Consider the following 14,787-nt stretch of genomic DNA (forward strand, 5'->3'; position numbering starts at 1 on the left):
CCGCCACTTCGGCCGCCCGGCCGCACACACCCGGCCGCACGCACGAAAGCTCCGTGACCTCCGTTGCCGACCCACATACGTGTCCTCGCCGCGCTGCCCGCCGTCCTCCGTCGCCCGCCCGCCTGGTCGTTGGTGGCGCTGTGGACCCTCGCCCTCGGACTGTGGGGGCTGTCGCGGCACCACACGGTGTGGCGGGACGAGGCCGCCACCTGGCAGGTCGCCCGCCGCCCGGCCGCCGACATCTGGCACCTGCTCGGCCAGGTCGACTCCGTCCACGGCCTCTACTACCTCCTGATGCACGGCCTGTTCACCCTCTTCGGCCCCGGCACCACGACCCTCCGCCTGCCCTCCGTCCTGGCCACCTCGGTCGCGGCGGCCTGCGTGACGGTCATCGGCCGCCACCTGGGCGGGAGTCGGGCGGGGAACGCGGCGGGCTTCACCCTCGGCCTGCTCCCGGCGGTCGAGTTCTACCTCCAGGAAGGCCGCCCGTACGCCCTGATCGCCATGGGCGCGAGCATCAGCACCCTGCTCCTCGTCACCTCTCTCAACGGCCTTGAGAGCAACGGCCGTTGGGCTACCTACGCCGCCACCGTCGCCGTCTGCGCCCTCCTCAACTGGCTCTCCCTGCTCATCCTCCCCGCCCATCTGCTGACCCTGCTCCTGGCGCGGGCCGACCGGACGACCTGGACACGCTGGGCGGGCGCCGTCTGCGGGGCGACGGCCTGCGCGGCGCCGTTGATCCTGTTCAGCCGGGGACAGGCCCAACAGGTCTCCTGGATACCGGCGTTGACGTGGCACCTGCTGATCGGCCCGGCCGTCCTGCTGGCCCTCGGCGCACTCGGCGCCCTGCTCGACCGCTCCCGCCCGCGCCGCCCGTCCCTCACCTCCGTCGGCCTGCCGCTCCTCGCCATGCCCCAACTCGCCCTGCTCGGGATCAGCTTGGTCCAGCCGCTCTACCTCGACCGGTACATCCTGTTCAGCATGCTGGGCCTCGCCCTGCTCATCGGCGCGGCCCTGGACGCCGCCCTGCACGCCGTCGCCGCCCGGGCCCCGCGCACCCGACCCTGGCTGCTGCCCACGTCCATCGGCGCGGCGACCCTCGCCCTGCTGCCCCAACTCCTCGACAAACGCTCACCGGAGAGCCGCGTCGACGACGTGCTGGCGGTCGCCCACGACGTCCGGCGCCTGAAGCACCCGGGTGACGCCGTCCTCTTCATCCCGGCCGCCCGCCGCGACGCGGCCCTCGTCTCCCCCGCCGACTTCGACGGGCTGCGGGACATCGCCCTCGCCCAAACGCCGCTCGCCTCCGGGACGTTGAAGGGCGTGGAATCCACTCCCCACCGCCTGCGCGGCCAACTCGCCGCACAGCACCGCGTGTTGCTCGTCACCGACAGCCCCGACCTCGCCCGCCCGCCCACCGCAGCGCGGGACCAGGTCAAACTGGCGGTCCTGCACCACCGTTTCCGACCCGTCGCGGACCGGCGCTCCCACGGCCGCCGCGTGACCGTCTACGAACGACGGCCCTGAACACGGCAGTTGGCGACCTGCCTCGGCCCCCGCCGCGCCCCGGCCGTCCCGTGCCTCAGCTCTTGACGTCCGCCGCGGTCGGCGGCACCACCGTCCCCCGCGCCACCACACCCCCCTGCTCCACCCGACGCGCCGCCCGGAACGCGTCGAACGTCAGCAGGCACAACGCCAGCCACACCAGCCCGAACCCCGCCCACCGCTCCACCGGCATCGCCTCATGGAAATACAGCACCCCCAGCAGAAACTGGAACATCGGCGCCAGATACTGCAACAACCCCAGCGTCGACAACGGCACCCGGATCGCCGCCGCCCCGAAACAGACCAACGGCACCGCCGTCACCAGCCCCGTCGCCGCCAGCAGCGCCGCATGCCCCGCCCCCTCGCTCGTGAACGTCGACTCACCCCGCGCCCCCAGCCACACCAGATACCCCATCGCGGGCACGAACTGGATCGCCGTCTCCGCCGCCAGCGACTCCACCCCGCCCAGATTCGCCTTCTTCTTCACCAGCCCGTAGACCGCGAACGAACACGCCAACGTCAGCGAGATCCACGGGGGTTGGCCGTACCCGATCGTCAGCACGACCACGGCCGCGAACCCGACCCCGACCGCCACCCACTGCACCCGCCGCAGCCGCTCCTTCAGCAGCAGCACGCCCAGCGCGATCGTGACCAGCGGGTTGATGAAGTAACCGAGCGACGCCTCGACGACCCGGCCGTGGTTCACCGACCAGATGTACAGGCCCCAGTTGACGGTGATGACCGCCGCGCCCACCGTCACCAGCGCCAACCGCCGTGGCTGGCGCAGCAGTTCACCCGCCCACGCCCACCGCCGCACGAAGACCAGCATCACGGCCACCAGGACCAGCGACCACACCATCCGGTGGGCGAGGATCTCCCCGGCGTCGGCCGGCTTGAGCAGGGGCCAGAAGAGGGGGACCAGCCCCCACATTCCGTACGCCGCGAAACCGTTCAGCAGACCTATCCGGCTCTCACCCTTCGGCTTCCCGCTCACGGGACTCCCCTCTCGACCGCGCCCGCACGCGCGGACAGGGCACGAAGGTAACGCCGCCGCTCCCCGCCTGTCATGTCCCCTAGTGGTGGACGGTCATGACACCTAGGGGTCGTCCCGTAGCCCGTCCCGCAGGCTGCCCCGTAGACCGCCCCGTAGGCCGTCCCGTAGGGCCCGCGGAGTCCCGCCCCGCAGGCCCGGTGCCGTCGAGCCTCAGCCCTTGACCGCCGCCACGACCGCCTCCGCGAGCGGCGTCGTCGGCCGCCCGATCAGCCGGGCCAGGTCACCGGAGGCGACGACCAGCTCGCCCTTCTCGATCGACGCGTCGACCCCCGCGATGATCGCCGCGAGCGGCGCGGGCAGCCCGGCCCCGGTCAGGATGCCGGTCAGCGCCTCCACGGAGACGGGGCTGTAGACGATCTCCTGGCCGGTCTGCCGACTCAGCTCGGCCGCGTACTCCGCGAAACCCCACGCCTCGTCGCCGCCCAGCTCGTACGTCTGGTTCTCGTGCCCCTCGCCGGTCAGCACGGCGACGGCGGCGGCGGCGTAATCGGCGCGCGCGGCCGCGGAGACCTTCCCGTCACCGGCGGCCTGCACGACCGCGCCGTGCGCCAGGACCGGGGCCAGGTTCTCGGTGTAGTTCTCGTGGTACCAGCCGTTGCGCAGCAGGGCGTAGGGCACGCCCGACGCGATCAGGTCACGCTCCGTGCCCCGGTGGTCGTCGGCGAGCGCGGCGGTCAGGGTGCCGGGCGCGCTGGTGTAGGCGAGCAGCGCGACCCCGGCCGCCTTCGCGGCGTCGATCACGATCCGGTGCTGCTGCACCCGGCCCTTGTCGATCTCGCTCCCGGAGATCAGCAGCACCTTGTCACCGGCCGCGAACAGCCCGTCGAAGGTCTCGGGGGCGTTGTAGTCGGCAACGGCGATCTTCACCCCGCGCGCGGCGAAATCGGCGGCCTTGGCAGGGTCCCGCACCACAGCGGTGACCTCCCCGGCCGGAACCTTCTCGATCAACTGTTCGACAACGTGACGGCCGAGGTGTCCGGTGGCTCCGGTGACGACGATGCTCATGGTGAGACTCCTTTGTCGCGGTGTGCTGTGTACGTCACTAACCCTAGGTCCTGCGCTAACCGCTGGAAAGTACCCACTTTGAAGTAAGGTACCCCCATGACAGTGAGTCCAGAGGTGAGTGCGGCGGGTGCGGACGCGACGGTGGAGGTAGCGGTGGAGGTAGCGGTGGAGGTGGAAGCGGAAGTGGCGGTTGCTGTGGGCGGCGGGCGCGAGGTGGCGTGCCCCTACCGGCTCGTCCTGGAGCACGTCACCAGCCGCTGGGGCGTCCTCGTCCTCATCGAACTCCTCGAACGCCCCTACCGCTTCAGCGAGTTGAAGCGCGCGGTCGGCCGGGTCAACCCCAAGGTCAGCGAGAAGATGCTCACCCAGACCCTCCAGACCCTGGAGCGCGACGGCCTCGTCCACCGCGACGCCAAGCCCGTCATCCCGCCCCGCGTCGACTACTCCCTCACCGACCTCGGCCGCGAGGCCGCAGAACGGGTACGGGGCCTCGCGCACTGGACCGAGGACCGGATGGACCAGGTGACAGCGGCCCGCGAACGCTACGACCAGCGCAAGAGCGCCACCGGATGAGGTGACACCCCCGCCCACGGGCCAACGACGACGACACCGCCGTTGGCCAGGAAGCAGGTGGCCCCGGACGGTCAGCCGACGACCGTCCAGGTGTCGCCGCCCGCCAGCAGCGCGGCCAGATCACCCACACCGCTCCGCTCGACGGCCGCGTCCAGCTGCTCGTTCAACTGCGTGTCGTACACCGGCCGTTGGACCGACCGCAGCACCCCGATCGGCGTGTGGTGCAGGGTGTCAGGATCGGCCAGCCGGGACAGCGCGAACGCCGTGATCGGCGACGCCGCGTGCGCGTCGTGCACCAGCATCCGGGACGCGTTCTCCGCCGTGACCTCGACGACGTTCAGATCACCCGTCGCCTCCTCGCGCACCACCCCCTTCGCGCCGTCGGCCCCGAACCGGATCGGCTGCCCGTGCTCCAGACGGATCACCGCGTCCTCCGCCCGCTGCCGGTCCTTGATCGCGTCGAAGGCGCCGTCGTTGTAGATGTTGCAGTTCTGGTAGATCTCGATCAGCGCGGTGCCCTCGTGGGCGGCAGCCTGGCGCAGCACCTCGGTCAGATGCCTGCGGTCCGAGTCGATCGTCCGCGCCACGAACGTCGCCTCCGCGCCGAGCGCCAACGACACCGGGTTGAACGGCGCGTCCAGCGACCCCATCGGCGTCGACTTGGTGATCTTCCCTACCTCCGAGGTAGGGGAGTACTGGCCCTTCGTCAGCCCGTAGATGCGGTTGTTGAAGAGGAGGATCTTCAGGTTGACGTTCCGGCGCAGGGCGTGGATGAGGTGGTTGCCGCCGATGGAGAGCGCGTCCCCGTCGCCGGTGACGACCCACACGCTCAGATCACGCCGGGAGGCGGCCAGGCCGGTCGCGATGGCGGGGGCGCGGCCGTGGATGGAGTGCATGCCGTACGTGTTCATGTAGTACGGGAAGCGCGAGGAGCAGCCGATGCCGGAGACGAAGACGACGTTCTCCCTGGCCAGGCCCAGTTCCGGCATGAACCCCTGGACGGCGGCGAGGATCGCGTAGTCCCCGCAGCCCGGACACCACCGCACCTCCTGATCCGACTTGAAGTCCTTCATCGACTGCGGCGAGTCGGCTTTCGGCACGAGCGAGAGAGACGCGAAGCCGCCGGTGGTACGGGTAGCACCGGTCGTCGACGGGGCGGCGGCCGCTTTGCTGCTGATGTCAGCCATCGATGGCCTCCTTGAGGGCCGTCGCGAGCTGCTCGGCCTTGAACGGCATGCCGTTGACCTGGTTGTAGGAGTGCGCGTCGACGAGATACTTCGCCCGGACCAGGGTGGCGAGCTGGCCGAGGTTCATCTCGGGGATGATCACCCGCTCGTACCGCGCCAGCACCGCCCCGAGGTTCCCCGGGAACGGGTTGAGGTGGCGCAGATGGGCCTGCGCGATGGACTCACCGGCCGTCCGCAGCCGCCGTACCGCCGCCGTGATCGGCCCGTAGGTGGAACCCCAACCCAGCACCAGGGTCCGGGAGTTGTGCGGGTCGTCGACCTCGATGTCAGGGACCTCGATGCCGTCGATCTTGGCCTGGCGGGTGCGGACCATGAAATCGTGGTTGGCGGGCGCGTAGGAGATGTTCCCGGTGCCGTCCTCCTTCTCGATGCCGCCGATGCGGTGTTCGAGACCGGGCGTGCCGGGCAGCGCCCAGGGGCGGGCGAGGGTGTGCGGGTCGCGTTTGTAGGGCCAGAACACCTCGGTGCCGTCGTCCAGGGTGTGGTTCGGGCCGCGCGCGAACTCCACGGTGAGATCGGGGAGTTCGGCGGTGTCCGGGATGCGCCAGGGCTCGGAGCCGTTGGCGAGATACCCGTCGGAGAGGAGGAAGACCGGCGTGCGGTAGGTGAGCGCGATCCGGGCCGCCTCGATCGCCGCGTCGAAACAGTCGGCGGGCGTGCACGGCGCGACGATCGGCACCGGCGCCTCGCCGTTGCGCCCGAACATCGCCTGCAACAGGTCGGCCTGCTCGGTCTTGGTCGGCAGCCCGGTCGAGGGCCCGCCCCGCTGAATGTCCAGGACCAGTAAGGGGAGTTCGAGCGAGACGGCCAGTCCGATGGTCTCCGACTTCAGGGCGACGCCGGGCCCGCTGGTCGTGGTGACACCGAGCGAGCCGCCGAACGCCGCGCCCAGAGCGGCACCGATCCCGGCGATCTCGTCCTCCGCCTGGAAGGTACGCACCCCGAAATTCTTGTGCCGGCTCAGCTCATGCAGGATGTCGGAGGCCGGGGTGATCGGGTACGACCCGAGAAACAGGGGCAGTTGGGCCTGCCGGGACGCCGCGATCAGCCCGTACGCCAACGCCAGGTTGCCGGAGATGTTGCGATAGAGACCGGGCGGGAACGCCGTCGCGGCCGGGGCCACCTCATAGGAGACGGCGAAGTCCTCAGTGGTCTCCCCGAAATTCCAACCCGCCCTGAACGCCGCCAAGTTGGCCTCGGCGATCACGGGATTCTTGGCGAACTTGGCCGCGAGGAACTTCTCGGTCCCCTCGGTCGGCCGGTGATACATCCAGCTCAACAGCCCGAGCGCGAACATGTTCTTGCTCCGCTCGGCCTCCTTGCGGGAGAGGTCGAACTCCTTCAACGCCTCGACGGTGAGGGTGGTGAGGGGAACGGGATGAAGGCTGTACCCGTCAAGGGACCCGTCCTCCAACGGCGAAGCGGCGTAACCGACCTTCTGCAAGGCCCGCTTGGTGAACTCGTCGGTGTTGACGATGATCTCCGCGCCGCGCGGCAGATCGGCGAGGTTCGCCTTCAGAGCGGCCGGATTCATGGCGACCAGCACGTTCGGCGCGTCACCGGGCGTCAGGATGTCGTGGTCCGCGAAATGCAACTGAAAGGAGGACACGCCGGGGAGGGTTCCGGCCGGCGCCCGGATCTCGGCGGGGAAGTTCGGCAGGGTGGACAAGTCGTTCCCGAACGACGCCGTCTCTGACGTGAACCGGTCACCGGTGAGTTGCATTCCGTCGCCGGAGTCTCCCGCGAACCGGATGATCACCCGGTCCAACCTGCGGACATCCTTCTCGCCCGCGGGCTTGCGCTGCTCTCCCAGTAGGGGTTCGTCGGCCTGCTCCGCTGTCCTGCTGGCCTGGCTGGTCACTGAACTGGACCTCCCTTGAGGCGGCTGTCAGGGCCGGCCTTCCCGCAGACCTGCCCGGGATCAACCCTACGACCGGACAGGTCCCGTTTCCCCGGTCATGCACACGAGCAATGCGCTTTTCGGGCGACCGAACGCCGGGATTTATAGGGATTAGGCCCCCGAAATAGGGCGGACCCCTAGGGGGTCTGGGGGTGACGCCCCGGAGGCCCGGGAGGCGCGGGGAGGGCCCCGGGGGAGGGGGGTTCGCCGGGTGGACGGGTGCGGGCCCGGTGGGGGCTGGTCGCGCAGTTCCCCGCGCCCCTAAAGGCGGGGGGTGGGGGGTTCGCCCGGTGGGTGGGTGCCGGCCCGGTGGGGGTTGGTTGCGCAGTTCCCCGCGCCCCTGGAAGTGGGGGGATCGGGTTGTGGAGGAGCTTTCGGCCGGTGGGGGCTTGTCGCGCAGTTCCCCGCGCCCCTGAAAGTGGGGGGCGCCCGGTGGGTGGGTGCGGCGGCGTTGTGGCTGGTTGCGCAGTTCCTCGCGCCCCCTCTTTTTTGGGGCTCAGGAGTTGAGGTAGGTGAGGACTGCTAGTACTCGGCGGTGGTCGCCGTCGCTGGGGGAGAGGCCCAGCTTCAGGAAGATGTTGCTGACGTGCTTCTCGACGGCGCCGTCGCTCACGACGAGTTGGCGGGCGACGGCGGAGTTGGTGCGGCCCTCGGCCATCAGCCCCAGCACCTCCCGCTCCCGGGGCGTCAACCTGGCCAGCACATCCTGCTTGCGGCTGCGCCCGAGCAACTGCGCGACGACCTCGGGGTCGAGTGCGGTACCCCCCTGAGCCACCCGCACCACCGCGTCCACGAACTCCCGCACCTCCGCGACCCGGTCCTTCAGCAGGTACCCCACGCCCCGGCTGGAACCGGCCAACAGTTCGGTGGCGTACCGCTCCTCCACGTACTGTGACAGCACCAGCACCCCGAGCCCCGGATACGCCTTGCGCAACAGCACGGCGGCGCGAACGCCCTCGTCCGTGTGGGTCGGCGGCATCCGTACGTCGGCGACGACGACGTCGGGCAACTCTCCGGCGTCGTTCAGTTCGGTGACCGTCTTCACCAACGCGTCCCCGTCCCCGACACCGGCGACCACGTCATGCCCGAGATCCGTCAACAAACGGGTCAATCCCTCGCGCAGCAACACAGAGTCCTCAGCGATAACCACCCGAACTCGCTCCACCACGTCCCCCATAACACCCTCATCTCCCACTCCGACGGAGTCATTTCCTACCGGAGGGGACAGGATCTCAGGGTTGGGGGGCCCTTTCGGGTTGGGGGAGTGTCTACTCCGGTGGGGGCGGTTCTTTTTGAGGGCCGGGGGTGCGTGAATCAGTCTGTCCGGTGCGTATGAGGGGCGGGGCCCCAGGGTCTTGTGCGTGGCTGGGTAACGCGGGGTGCGTAAATCAGCCCGTCCGGCGTTTGAGGACGAGGCCGTTCAGGCCGAAGGGGGTCTGGGGGCGGAGCCCCCAGGGGACGGGGGTAAAAGGGGCGCGAGCCTCTTGAGGGGTGCGGGGTGTCAGGGGCGCCAGCCCTTGAGGTGCCGGGGGCAAGGGGCGCGAGCCCCTTGAGGTGCGGGGTGTCAGGGGCGGCGCCCTTGAGGACGGGACGGGACGGGAAGGGGCGGCGGGGGCGTAAAACCCCCGGTCACCGCAACGCCGTTCACCTCAAAGCCGTTCCCCCCGCCAGGGCAATTCCACGGTCACCCGCGTGGGCCCACCCACCGGCGAATCAACCACGAACACCCCCTCCACCGCCCCCAACCGCTCAGCCAGCCCCCGCAACCCACTCCCCCCATCAACCCGCGCCCCACCCCGCCCATCGTCCTCGACCTGAATCAACAGCCGATCGCCGGCCCGCCAAACCTCCACCCCCGCAGCCCCCGCCCCACTGTGCTCACTGACATTCCGAAGCAACTCGGAAACGGCGAAATAGGCAATCCCCTCGATGGCCCGAGCCGGCCTCTCCGCAAGATCAACACTCACCCGCACCGGCACCCCGCACCGCGCCGCCACCGCGGACAACGCCGCATCCAGCCCCCGATCCGTCAGCACCGCAGGATGAATCCCCCGCGCAAGATCCCGCAACTCCCGCAACGCCGTCTTCACCTCACCGTGCGCCTCGTCCACCAACCGCGCCGCCGCCCGAGGATCACCGGCGAGCTTCTCCTTGGCGAGCCCCAACTCCATCGCGAGCCCGACGAGCCGCGCCTGCGCCCCGTCATGCAGATCCCGTTCGATGCGCCGCAGATCCGCCGCGGCGGTGTCGACGACGACCCCCCGGTCGGACTCCAGTTCGCCCACCCGCGTGGACAGCCGCGTCCTCCCCAGCAGCCCGGGCACCAGCAGCCGGTCAACCTGCGTCAACGACCGCACGATCCACGGCGCGGCGAGCGCGAAGAGCAGCCCGACGACCGCAGTCATCCCGATCTCGAAGGGGTTGTCGAGGTAGATGCCGTGACTCTCGTCGCCGTACAGCTGAAGGCCGCCCTGACCGGCGTACACGGGGAAGACCCAGAACCACAGCGGATACGTCAGCAACGACCAGCCGAACGTCCAGAAGGTCACCGAGACGGTGAACGAGAAGACGGCCCAAGGGAGTTGGACCAGCGCGTACAGCAGCGCCCGCCACGACGCGCCGCTCTTCAGCACCGCCCCCACCCAGGCCATGAGCCCATCACCCTTCACCCGCAACGGCTCCGGGTCGGCCACATCGAGGTGCAACAGGCCGCGCGCACGGGCCCGTTCGAGCGCCCCGAACCCACGGCAACCGGCAAGTCCCAACGCCAGCAAGGGAATTCCGACGAACGTCACGAGCAGCCCCGCCCCGACCGCCACCATCGTCACGGCGTACGTGAACAGCAGGATGCTGATCGGCAGACTCAGCAGCACATACCCGAACTCCCGCAGCCCGCGCGCCTCGAACGGCGCCCGCAACCCGACCGGCACCCGCCCCCGCCGCCCCCTGTCATACCCGTGCCCGTCGCCGTACCCGTACTCCATGGCCATGCCCGCCACCCCGTCCCTGCTCATCACACACACCCGGTCGTCCACTGGTCCCTTGGTCCCTGCGGGCACTCACTCACAAGCCCACCCGCCGCCACCGGCGCGACCGCACGCGACGTTCGACGGGGGGCGTTCCGCAGTACCTCAACCCTCCTGCGGCGCAGACCCACAGACCATGGAGTCCGTCGGCGTCTCGAAGGTGGGGCTACCCCCACCCCCACACAGCACCCCGGCACACAGGACGCCCCCTCCCTACCCCGGCCTATCCCCTAGGGGCCGGTTGTTCGTCGCTCCGGTCCCGCCAGGGCAGTTCCGCCGTGACGACGGTCGGCCCGCCCACCGGCGAATCGAGCACGAACAGCCCGTCGACCGCGCCCAACCGTTCAGCCAGCCCCTTCATCCCGGTCCCGCCGTCGAGCCGCGCCCCGCCCCGCCCGTCGTCCTCGACCTGGATCAACAGCCGGTCGGCAGCCCGCCACACCGCCACCCCCGCAGACCTCGCCCCGCTGTGCTTACTGACGTTCTGAAGCAACTCGGAAACGGTGAAGTAGGCGATGCCCTCGATGGCCGCGGCCGGACGTTCCGCGAGGTCGACCTCCACCCGCACCGGCACCGTGCACCGCGAGGCCACCGCCGACAACGCCGCATCCAGCCCCCGGTCCGTCAACACGGCGGGATGAATCCCCCGCGCAAGATCCCGCAGCTCCTGCAACGCCAACTTCACCTCGCCGTGCGCCTCCGCGACCATCACCGCCGCCGTGTCGGGGTCGTCCAGCAACTTCTCCTTCGCAAGACCGAGCCCCATCGCGAGGTTGACGAGCCGGGCCTGCGCGCCGTCGTGCAGATCACGTTCGATGCGCCGCAGATCAGCGGCGGCCGTGTCCACGACGACCCCCCGGTCGGACTCCAACTCGGCGATCCGCCGCTCCAGTTCGTCCGACGGCGACAGCAGCCCGCGCACCATCGCCCGGTCGACGTCCGTCATCCAGCGCGCCAGGAACGGCAGCACAGGCCACAGTACGAACAGCGAGGTCAGCGTGGTGACGAAGGTGAGGATGCCCCACGGCAACCGGATGAAGTCGTAGAGGACGGTCCGCCAGGCCACCGGGTCCTTCAACGTCCGCCACAGCCACCCCAGCAGCCCACCCCGCCTCGGCAACGGGCTCGGCTCCTCGATCCGCACCCCCAACAGCCGCCGCGCCCGGGCCCGTTCCAGCCGCCCCGACCACCGCGCGCCCACCAGCCCGAGGGCCAGCAACGGGAACCCGATCACCGTCACCGCCAGCCCCCCACCGGCGAACACCACCATGACGACATACGTGAACGCGACCAACGACACCGGCAGGTTCGCCAGCAGATGCGCGATCTCCTTCCAGGTCACCCGCCCGTAGGCGAAACGGGGGGCGGGCAGCCGTTCGTCGCCGTGGTCACCGCTGCCGCTGCCGCTGCCGCTGCCGCTGCCGTCGCCGTCGTTGAAGAGTCGTTCGGTCATATGCGCAGGGTGCCCGGTGGGGCGCTCCCACGCCATGAGGTGGGCCGCCCACCCACCCTGGGGAAAACCCCACCCCCGACCCCTAGGTGCCGACAGGTACCGACAGGGACTGCTTACCGCTCCTTTACAGGGCCTAGACTCCCGTGCGTACGGATCATCACCTAGGGGATCACCGGGAGCGAGGGGACGGACGTGCGGGAATCGACCGTCGTCGCGGCGGACTACTTCCAGTCGTACTCCGTGGTCGGACTGCTCGCCGTGGTCGGCGTGCTCTTCGTCGCGGTCGCGTTCGGCGCGGGCCGCCTGCTGAGACCCGTAGTACCGACGCCCGAGAAACTCCTGACCTACGAGTGCGGCGTCGACCCCGTCGGCGAGGGCTGGGCCCACACCCAGGTCCGCTACTACGTCTACGCGTTCCTGTACGTCATCTTCGCCGTCGACTCGATCTTCCTCTTCCCCTGGGCGACGGTCTTCGCCGCCCCCGGATACGGCGCCGCGACCCTCGTCGAGATGTTCATCTTCCTCGGCTTCCTGGCCGTGGGCCTGCTGTACGCATACAAGAAGGGCGTCCTGGCATGGACGTGAGCCCAGAGGCGAAACCCCCGGCCGAAGCGGAACCCGCGGTGCCGCAACCGGTCCTGCTCCCGGAGCCCCGACGCCTCGGCGCCCTCGCCCGCCTCGCCCCCGAACCGATGAAGGTCGTCCTCAACTGGGGCCGCCGCTACTCGCTCTGGGTCTTCAACTTCGGCCTCGCCTGCTGCGCCATCGAGTTCATCGCCGCGTCGATGGCCCGCCACGACTTCATCCGCCTCGGCGTCATCCCCTTCGCGCCGGGCCCCCGCCAGGCCGACCTGATGGTCGTCTCCGGCACGGTCACCGACAAGATGGCCCCGGCGGTCAAGCGCCTCTACGAACAGATGCCCGAGCCGAAGTACGTCATCTCCTTCGGCGCCTGCTCCAACTGCGGCGGCCCCTACTGGGACTCCTACTCGGTGACCAAGGGCGTCGACCAGATCATCCCGGTCGACGTCTACGTCCCCGGCTGCCCACCCCGCCCCGAGGCCCTCCTCCAAGGCATCCTCAAACTCCAGGAAAAAATCGCCCGAGAGTCCTTGGGAGACCGGTACGGGAGTAGCGGTAATGGGGGCGGAGGCGTGAGCACGGATCGAGTCTCGCCCGCAGCTCTCCAGAGCGGCTTGGTAAAGCCCCCGGCACCACCGTCTCCCAACTCTCCCAACTCCCCCAACTCTCCCGATTCCGCCGGTGAGGAGGGCGCACGATGACAACGGTCGGTTGGCTCCCCGCCCCCGTCGACGAACTCTTCGGCCCGGATGCCGCCGGGGAAGAGTCGTACGACGTTCTCACCGTCGACGTTCCTTCCGCCGATTGGCTCGCCGCGCTCCACGTGGCCCGCGCCACCCTGGGCTGCACCTACTTCGACTGGTTGAGCGCCGTCGACGAACCCGGCACCGGCTTCCGGGTCTGCGCCCACCTCGTCGCCCTCACCCCGGTCCGCCGCCTCCTCGTCCGGACGACGGTCCCGCACGAGACCCCGGTCCTCGCGTCCGCCGTCGACATCTACGCGGGCGCCGCCTGGCACGAACGTGAGACCCACGAGATGTTCGGCGTCACCTTCGAAGGCCACCCGGGCCTGGACCACCTCCTCCTTCCCGACGGCTTCGAAGGCCACCCCCTGCGCAAGGACTTCGTCCTCGCCGCCCGAGTCGCCAAGGCCTGGCCCGGCGCCAAGGAACCCGGCGAGTCCGAACACGGCACCCCCAAACGCCGCCAGATCCTCCCCCCAGGAGTCCCCGACCCCAACGACTGGGGCCCCCTCAAAAACCAACTCCCCACACCCCCACGCCCAACACGGCCGGCACGGGCAGGGGGCACGGCACGGACAGGGGGCACGGCAAGGGCAGGGGACGCTTCCCCAGCGGGGCGTGCTGCGAGGGCGGGAGGCGCTTCCCCAGCGGGGGGTACTTCCCGAGTTGAAGGTGCTGCTTCCGGGGCGGGGGGTGCTTCCCCAGCTGGGGGTACTTCCCGAGTTGACGGTGCTGCTTCCCGAGCGGGGGGTGTTTCCGGGACCGGGGCGGACGGTGGGTCTCAAGCTGCGGGGGGCGGTGCTTCGGGGGCTGCGGCGGACAGTGCTTCGCGACCGACCGAGGGTCGGGTTTCGGGAGCGGCAGCCGACGGTGGCTCGCGAGTAGGGGAGGGCGGCACTTCCCGAGTGGTGGGGGGCGGTGCTTCGCGACCGACCGAGGGTCGGGTTTCGGGAGCGGCAACGGACGGTGGCTCCGGTGATGGCTCGGGTCGGCCCCTGTCCGACCGCCCCCGCCGTTCCCGTTCAGCGTCCCAGGGATCGGCCAGCCAGATCCGGGCAACGGGGGACGCCGGTGAGGTAACTGGGCCTTCGGGGGCCCCGACCGCACCGGGCAGGGCTAGCGCGCCGGGTGCGTCGGGGGAGCCGTCTGCGCCGGGTACGCCTACGGTGCCGGGTGCGTCGGGCGAGTCGTCTGCGTCGGGCGAGTCGTCTGCGCCGGGTGCGTCGGGTTCGTCGGCAGTACCGGGTACGTCTGCTGGGCCGGGTGGATCGGGGGCGCCGGGGGCTTCGGATGCGTCGGGTACGCCGGGGGAGTTGGCAGCACCGGGTGCGCCTACTACGCCGGGTACTTCGGGGAAGCCGTCGGTGCCGGGTACGTCCGGGGTGTCGGTCGCGCCGGGTGCGCCTACCACGCCGGGTACGTCGGGGAAGTCGTCGGCGCTGGGCGCATCGGGGTCGTCGGCAGTGCCGGGTGCGCCTGTTACGCCGGGCGAGTCCGCTGCGCCGGGTACGTCCGGGGTGTCGGCATCACCGGGTGCGCCTACCACGCCGGGCACGTCCGGGGCGCCGGTTGCGCCGGGAACATCGGGTTCGTCGGCAGCGCCGGGGGCTCCTGTTACGCCGAGCAAGTCCGCTGCGCCGGGCACGTCCGAGGCAGCTT

The 14,787-nt window shown here is 70.4% G+C and carries 11 protein-coding genes and 1 pseudogene; 5 read left to right on the top strand and 7 right to left on the bottom strand.

Going from position 1 to position 14,787, the window contains the following annotated elements; all coding sequences use genetic code 11:
* The first annotated feature begins 63 nt into the window (after positions 1 to 63).
* Positions 64 to 1,527 carry a hypothetical protein gene (locus tag ACIQOU_RS21465; protein ID WP_401538396.1) on the top strand — a complete coding sequence of 488 codons (1,464 nt, stop codon included), beginning with the start codon at positions 64 to 66 and terminating at the stop codon, positions 1,525 to 1,527.
* A 55-nt stretch (positions 1,528 to 1,582) separates the two neighbouring features.
* Here the strand turns inward: ACIQOU_RS21465 and rarD are convergent, their stop codons facing one another.
* Positions 1,583 to 2,539, bottom strand: a complete 957-nt coding sequence (gene rarD, locus ACIQOU_RS21470) for an EamA family transporter RarD (protein WP_401538397.1) — start codon at positions 2,537 to 2,539, stop codon at positions 1,583 to 1,585.
* Between the two features lie 210 nt (positions 2,540 to 2,749).
* Positions 2,750 to 3,604, bottom strand: coding sequence for an SDR family oxidoreductase (locus tag ACIQOU_RS21475; RefSeq protein ID WP_401538398.1), 855 nt, complete (start codon positions 3,602 to 3,604; stop codon positions 2,750 to 2,752).
* A gap of 96 nt (positions 3,605 to 3,700) precedes the next feature.
* Here ACIQOU_RS21475 and ACIQOU_RS21480 point away from each other — a divergent pair, with 96 nt between their 5' ends.
* Positions 3,701 to 4,177: a winged helix-turn-helix transcriptional regulator gene (locus tag ACIQOU_RS21480; RefSeq protein ID WP_401538399.1), complete on the top strand. Its 477-nt coding sequence runs from the start codon at positions 3,701 to 3,703 to the stop codon at positions 4,175 to 4,177.
* A gap of 71 nt (positions 4,178 to 4,248) precedes the next feature.
* On the opposite strand, the gene ACIQOU_RS21485 is transcribed toward ACIQOU_RS21480, so the two are convergent.
* The 5 genes from ACIQOU_RS21485 to ACIQOU_RS21505 form a co-directional block, all read right to left on the bottom strand.
* Positions 4,249 to 5,364, bottom strand: coding sequence for a 2-oxoacid:ferredoxin oxidoreductase subunit beta (locus tag ACIQOU_RS21485; RefSeq protein ID WP_401538400.1), 1,116 nt, complete (start codon positions 5,362 to 5,364; stop codon positions 4,249 to 4,251).
* Positions 5,357 to 7,285: a 2-oxoacid:acceptor oxidoreductase subunit alpha gene (locus ACIQOU_RS21490; protein ID WP_401538401.1), complete on the bottom strand. Its 1,929-nt coding sequence runs from the start codon at positions 7,283 to 7,285 to the stop codon at positions 5,357 to 5,359. Before ACIQOU_RS21490 ends, ACIQOU_RS21485 begins: the two co-directional genes overlap by 8 nt.
* 535 nt (positions 7,286 to 7,820) lie before the next feature.
* Entirely contained in the window at positions 7,821 to 8,501 is a 681-nt protein-coding gene (locus ACIQOU_RS21495) for a LuxR C-terminal-related transcriptional regulator (RefSeq protein ID WP_401538402.1), read from the bottom strand.
* 472 nt (positions 8,502 to 8,973) lie between these two features.
* On the bottom strand, positions 8,974 to 10,314 hold the full coding sequence (locus tag ACIQOU_RS21500; protein ID WP_401538599.1) for a sensor histidine kinase: 1,341 nt from the start codon (positions 10,312 to 10,314) through the stop codon (positions 8,974 to 8,976).
* Positions 10,315 to 10,573: 259 nt separating this feature from the next.
* The gene (locus ACIQOU_RS21505; protein WP_401538403.1) at positions 10,574 to 11,803 is read right to left on the bottom strand and encodes a sensor histidine kinase; all 1,230 of its coding nucleotides are present in this window, start codon (positions 11,801 to 11,803) and stop codon (positions 10,574 to 10,576) included.
* Positions 11,804 to 11,995: 192 nt separating this feature from the next.
* Between ACIQOU_RS21505 and ACIQOU_RS21510 the strand changes: the two genes are divergently transcribed.
* The 3 genes and pseudogenes from ACIQOU_RS21510 to ACIQOU_RS21520 form a co-directional block, all read left to right on the top strand.
* On the top strand, positions 11,996 to 12,388 hold the full coding sequence (locus ACIQOU_RS21510; protein ID WP_401538404.1) for an NADH-quinone oxidoreductase subunit A: 393 nt from the start codon (positions 11,996 to 11,998) through the stop codon (positions 12,386 to 12,388).
* A complete protein-coding gene (locus ACIQOU_RS21515) occupies positions 12,379 to 13,086 on the top strand; it encodes an NADH-quinone oxidoreductase subunit B (protein ID WP_401538405.1) in 708 nt (235 codons plus the stop codon). Before ACIQOU_RS21510 ends, ACIQOU_RS21515 begins: the two co-directional genes overlap by 10 nt.
* Positions 13,083 to 13,692 (top strand): annotated as a pseudogene (locus ACIQOU_RS21520) (NADH-quinone oxidoreductase subunit C); the annotation flags it as partial. The gene ACIQOU_RS21515 and the pseudogene ACIQOU_RS21520, both read left to right, overlap by 4 nt.
* Positions 13,693 to 14,787 lie beyond the last annotated feature (1,095 nt).

Origin of the sequence: Streptomyces sp. NPDC091279, assembly GCF_044757465.1 — a bacterium.
Lineage (GTDB): Bacteria > Actinomycetota > Actinomycetes > Streptomycetales > Streptomycetaceae > Streptomyces.

Bases quoted from the DNA above. Each gene is read 5' to 3' on its own strand.
- ACIQOU_RS21475 (WP_401538398.1), bottom strand. From the start codon at position 3,604: ATGAGCATCGTCGTCACCGGAGCCACCGGACACCTCGGCCGTCACGTT.
- ACIQOU_RS21480 (WP_401538399.1), top strand. From the start codon at position 3,701: ATGACAGTGAGTCCAGAGGTGAGTGCGGCGGGTGCGGACGCGACGGTG.
- ACIQOU_RS21485 (WP_401538400.1), bottom strand. From the start codon at position 5,364: ATGGCTGACATCAGCAGCAAAGCGGCCGCCGCCCCGTCGACGACCGGT.
- ACIQOU_RS21495 (WP_401538402.1), bottom strand. From the start codon at position 8,501: ATGGGGGACGTGGTGGAGCGAGTTCGGGTGGTTATCGCTGAGGACTCT.
- ACIQOU_RS21500 (WP_401538599.1), bottom strand. From the start codon at position 10,314: ATGGCCATGGAGTACGGGTACGGCGACGGGCACGGGTATGACAGGGGG.
- ACIQOU_RS21505 (WP_401538403.1), bottom strand. From the start codon at position 11,803: ATGACCGAACGACTCTTCAACGACGGCGACGGCAGCGGCAGCGGCAGC.
- ACIQOU_RS21515 (WP_401538405.1), top strand. From the start codon at position 12,379: ATGGACGTGAGCCCAGAGGCGAAACCCCCGGCCGAAGCGGAACCCGCG.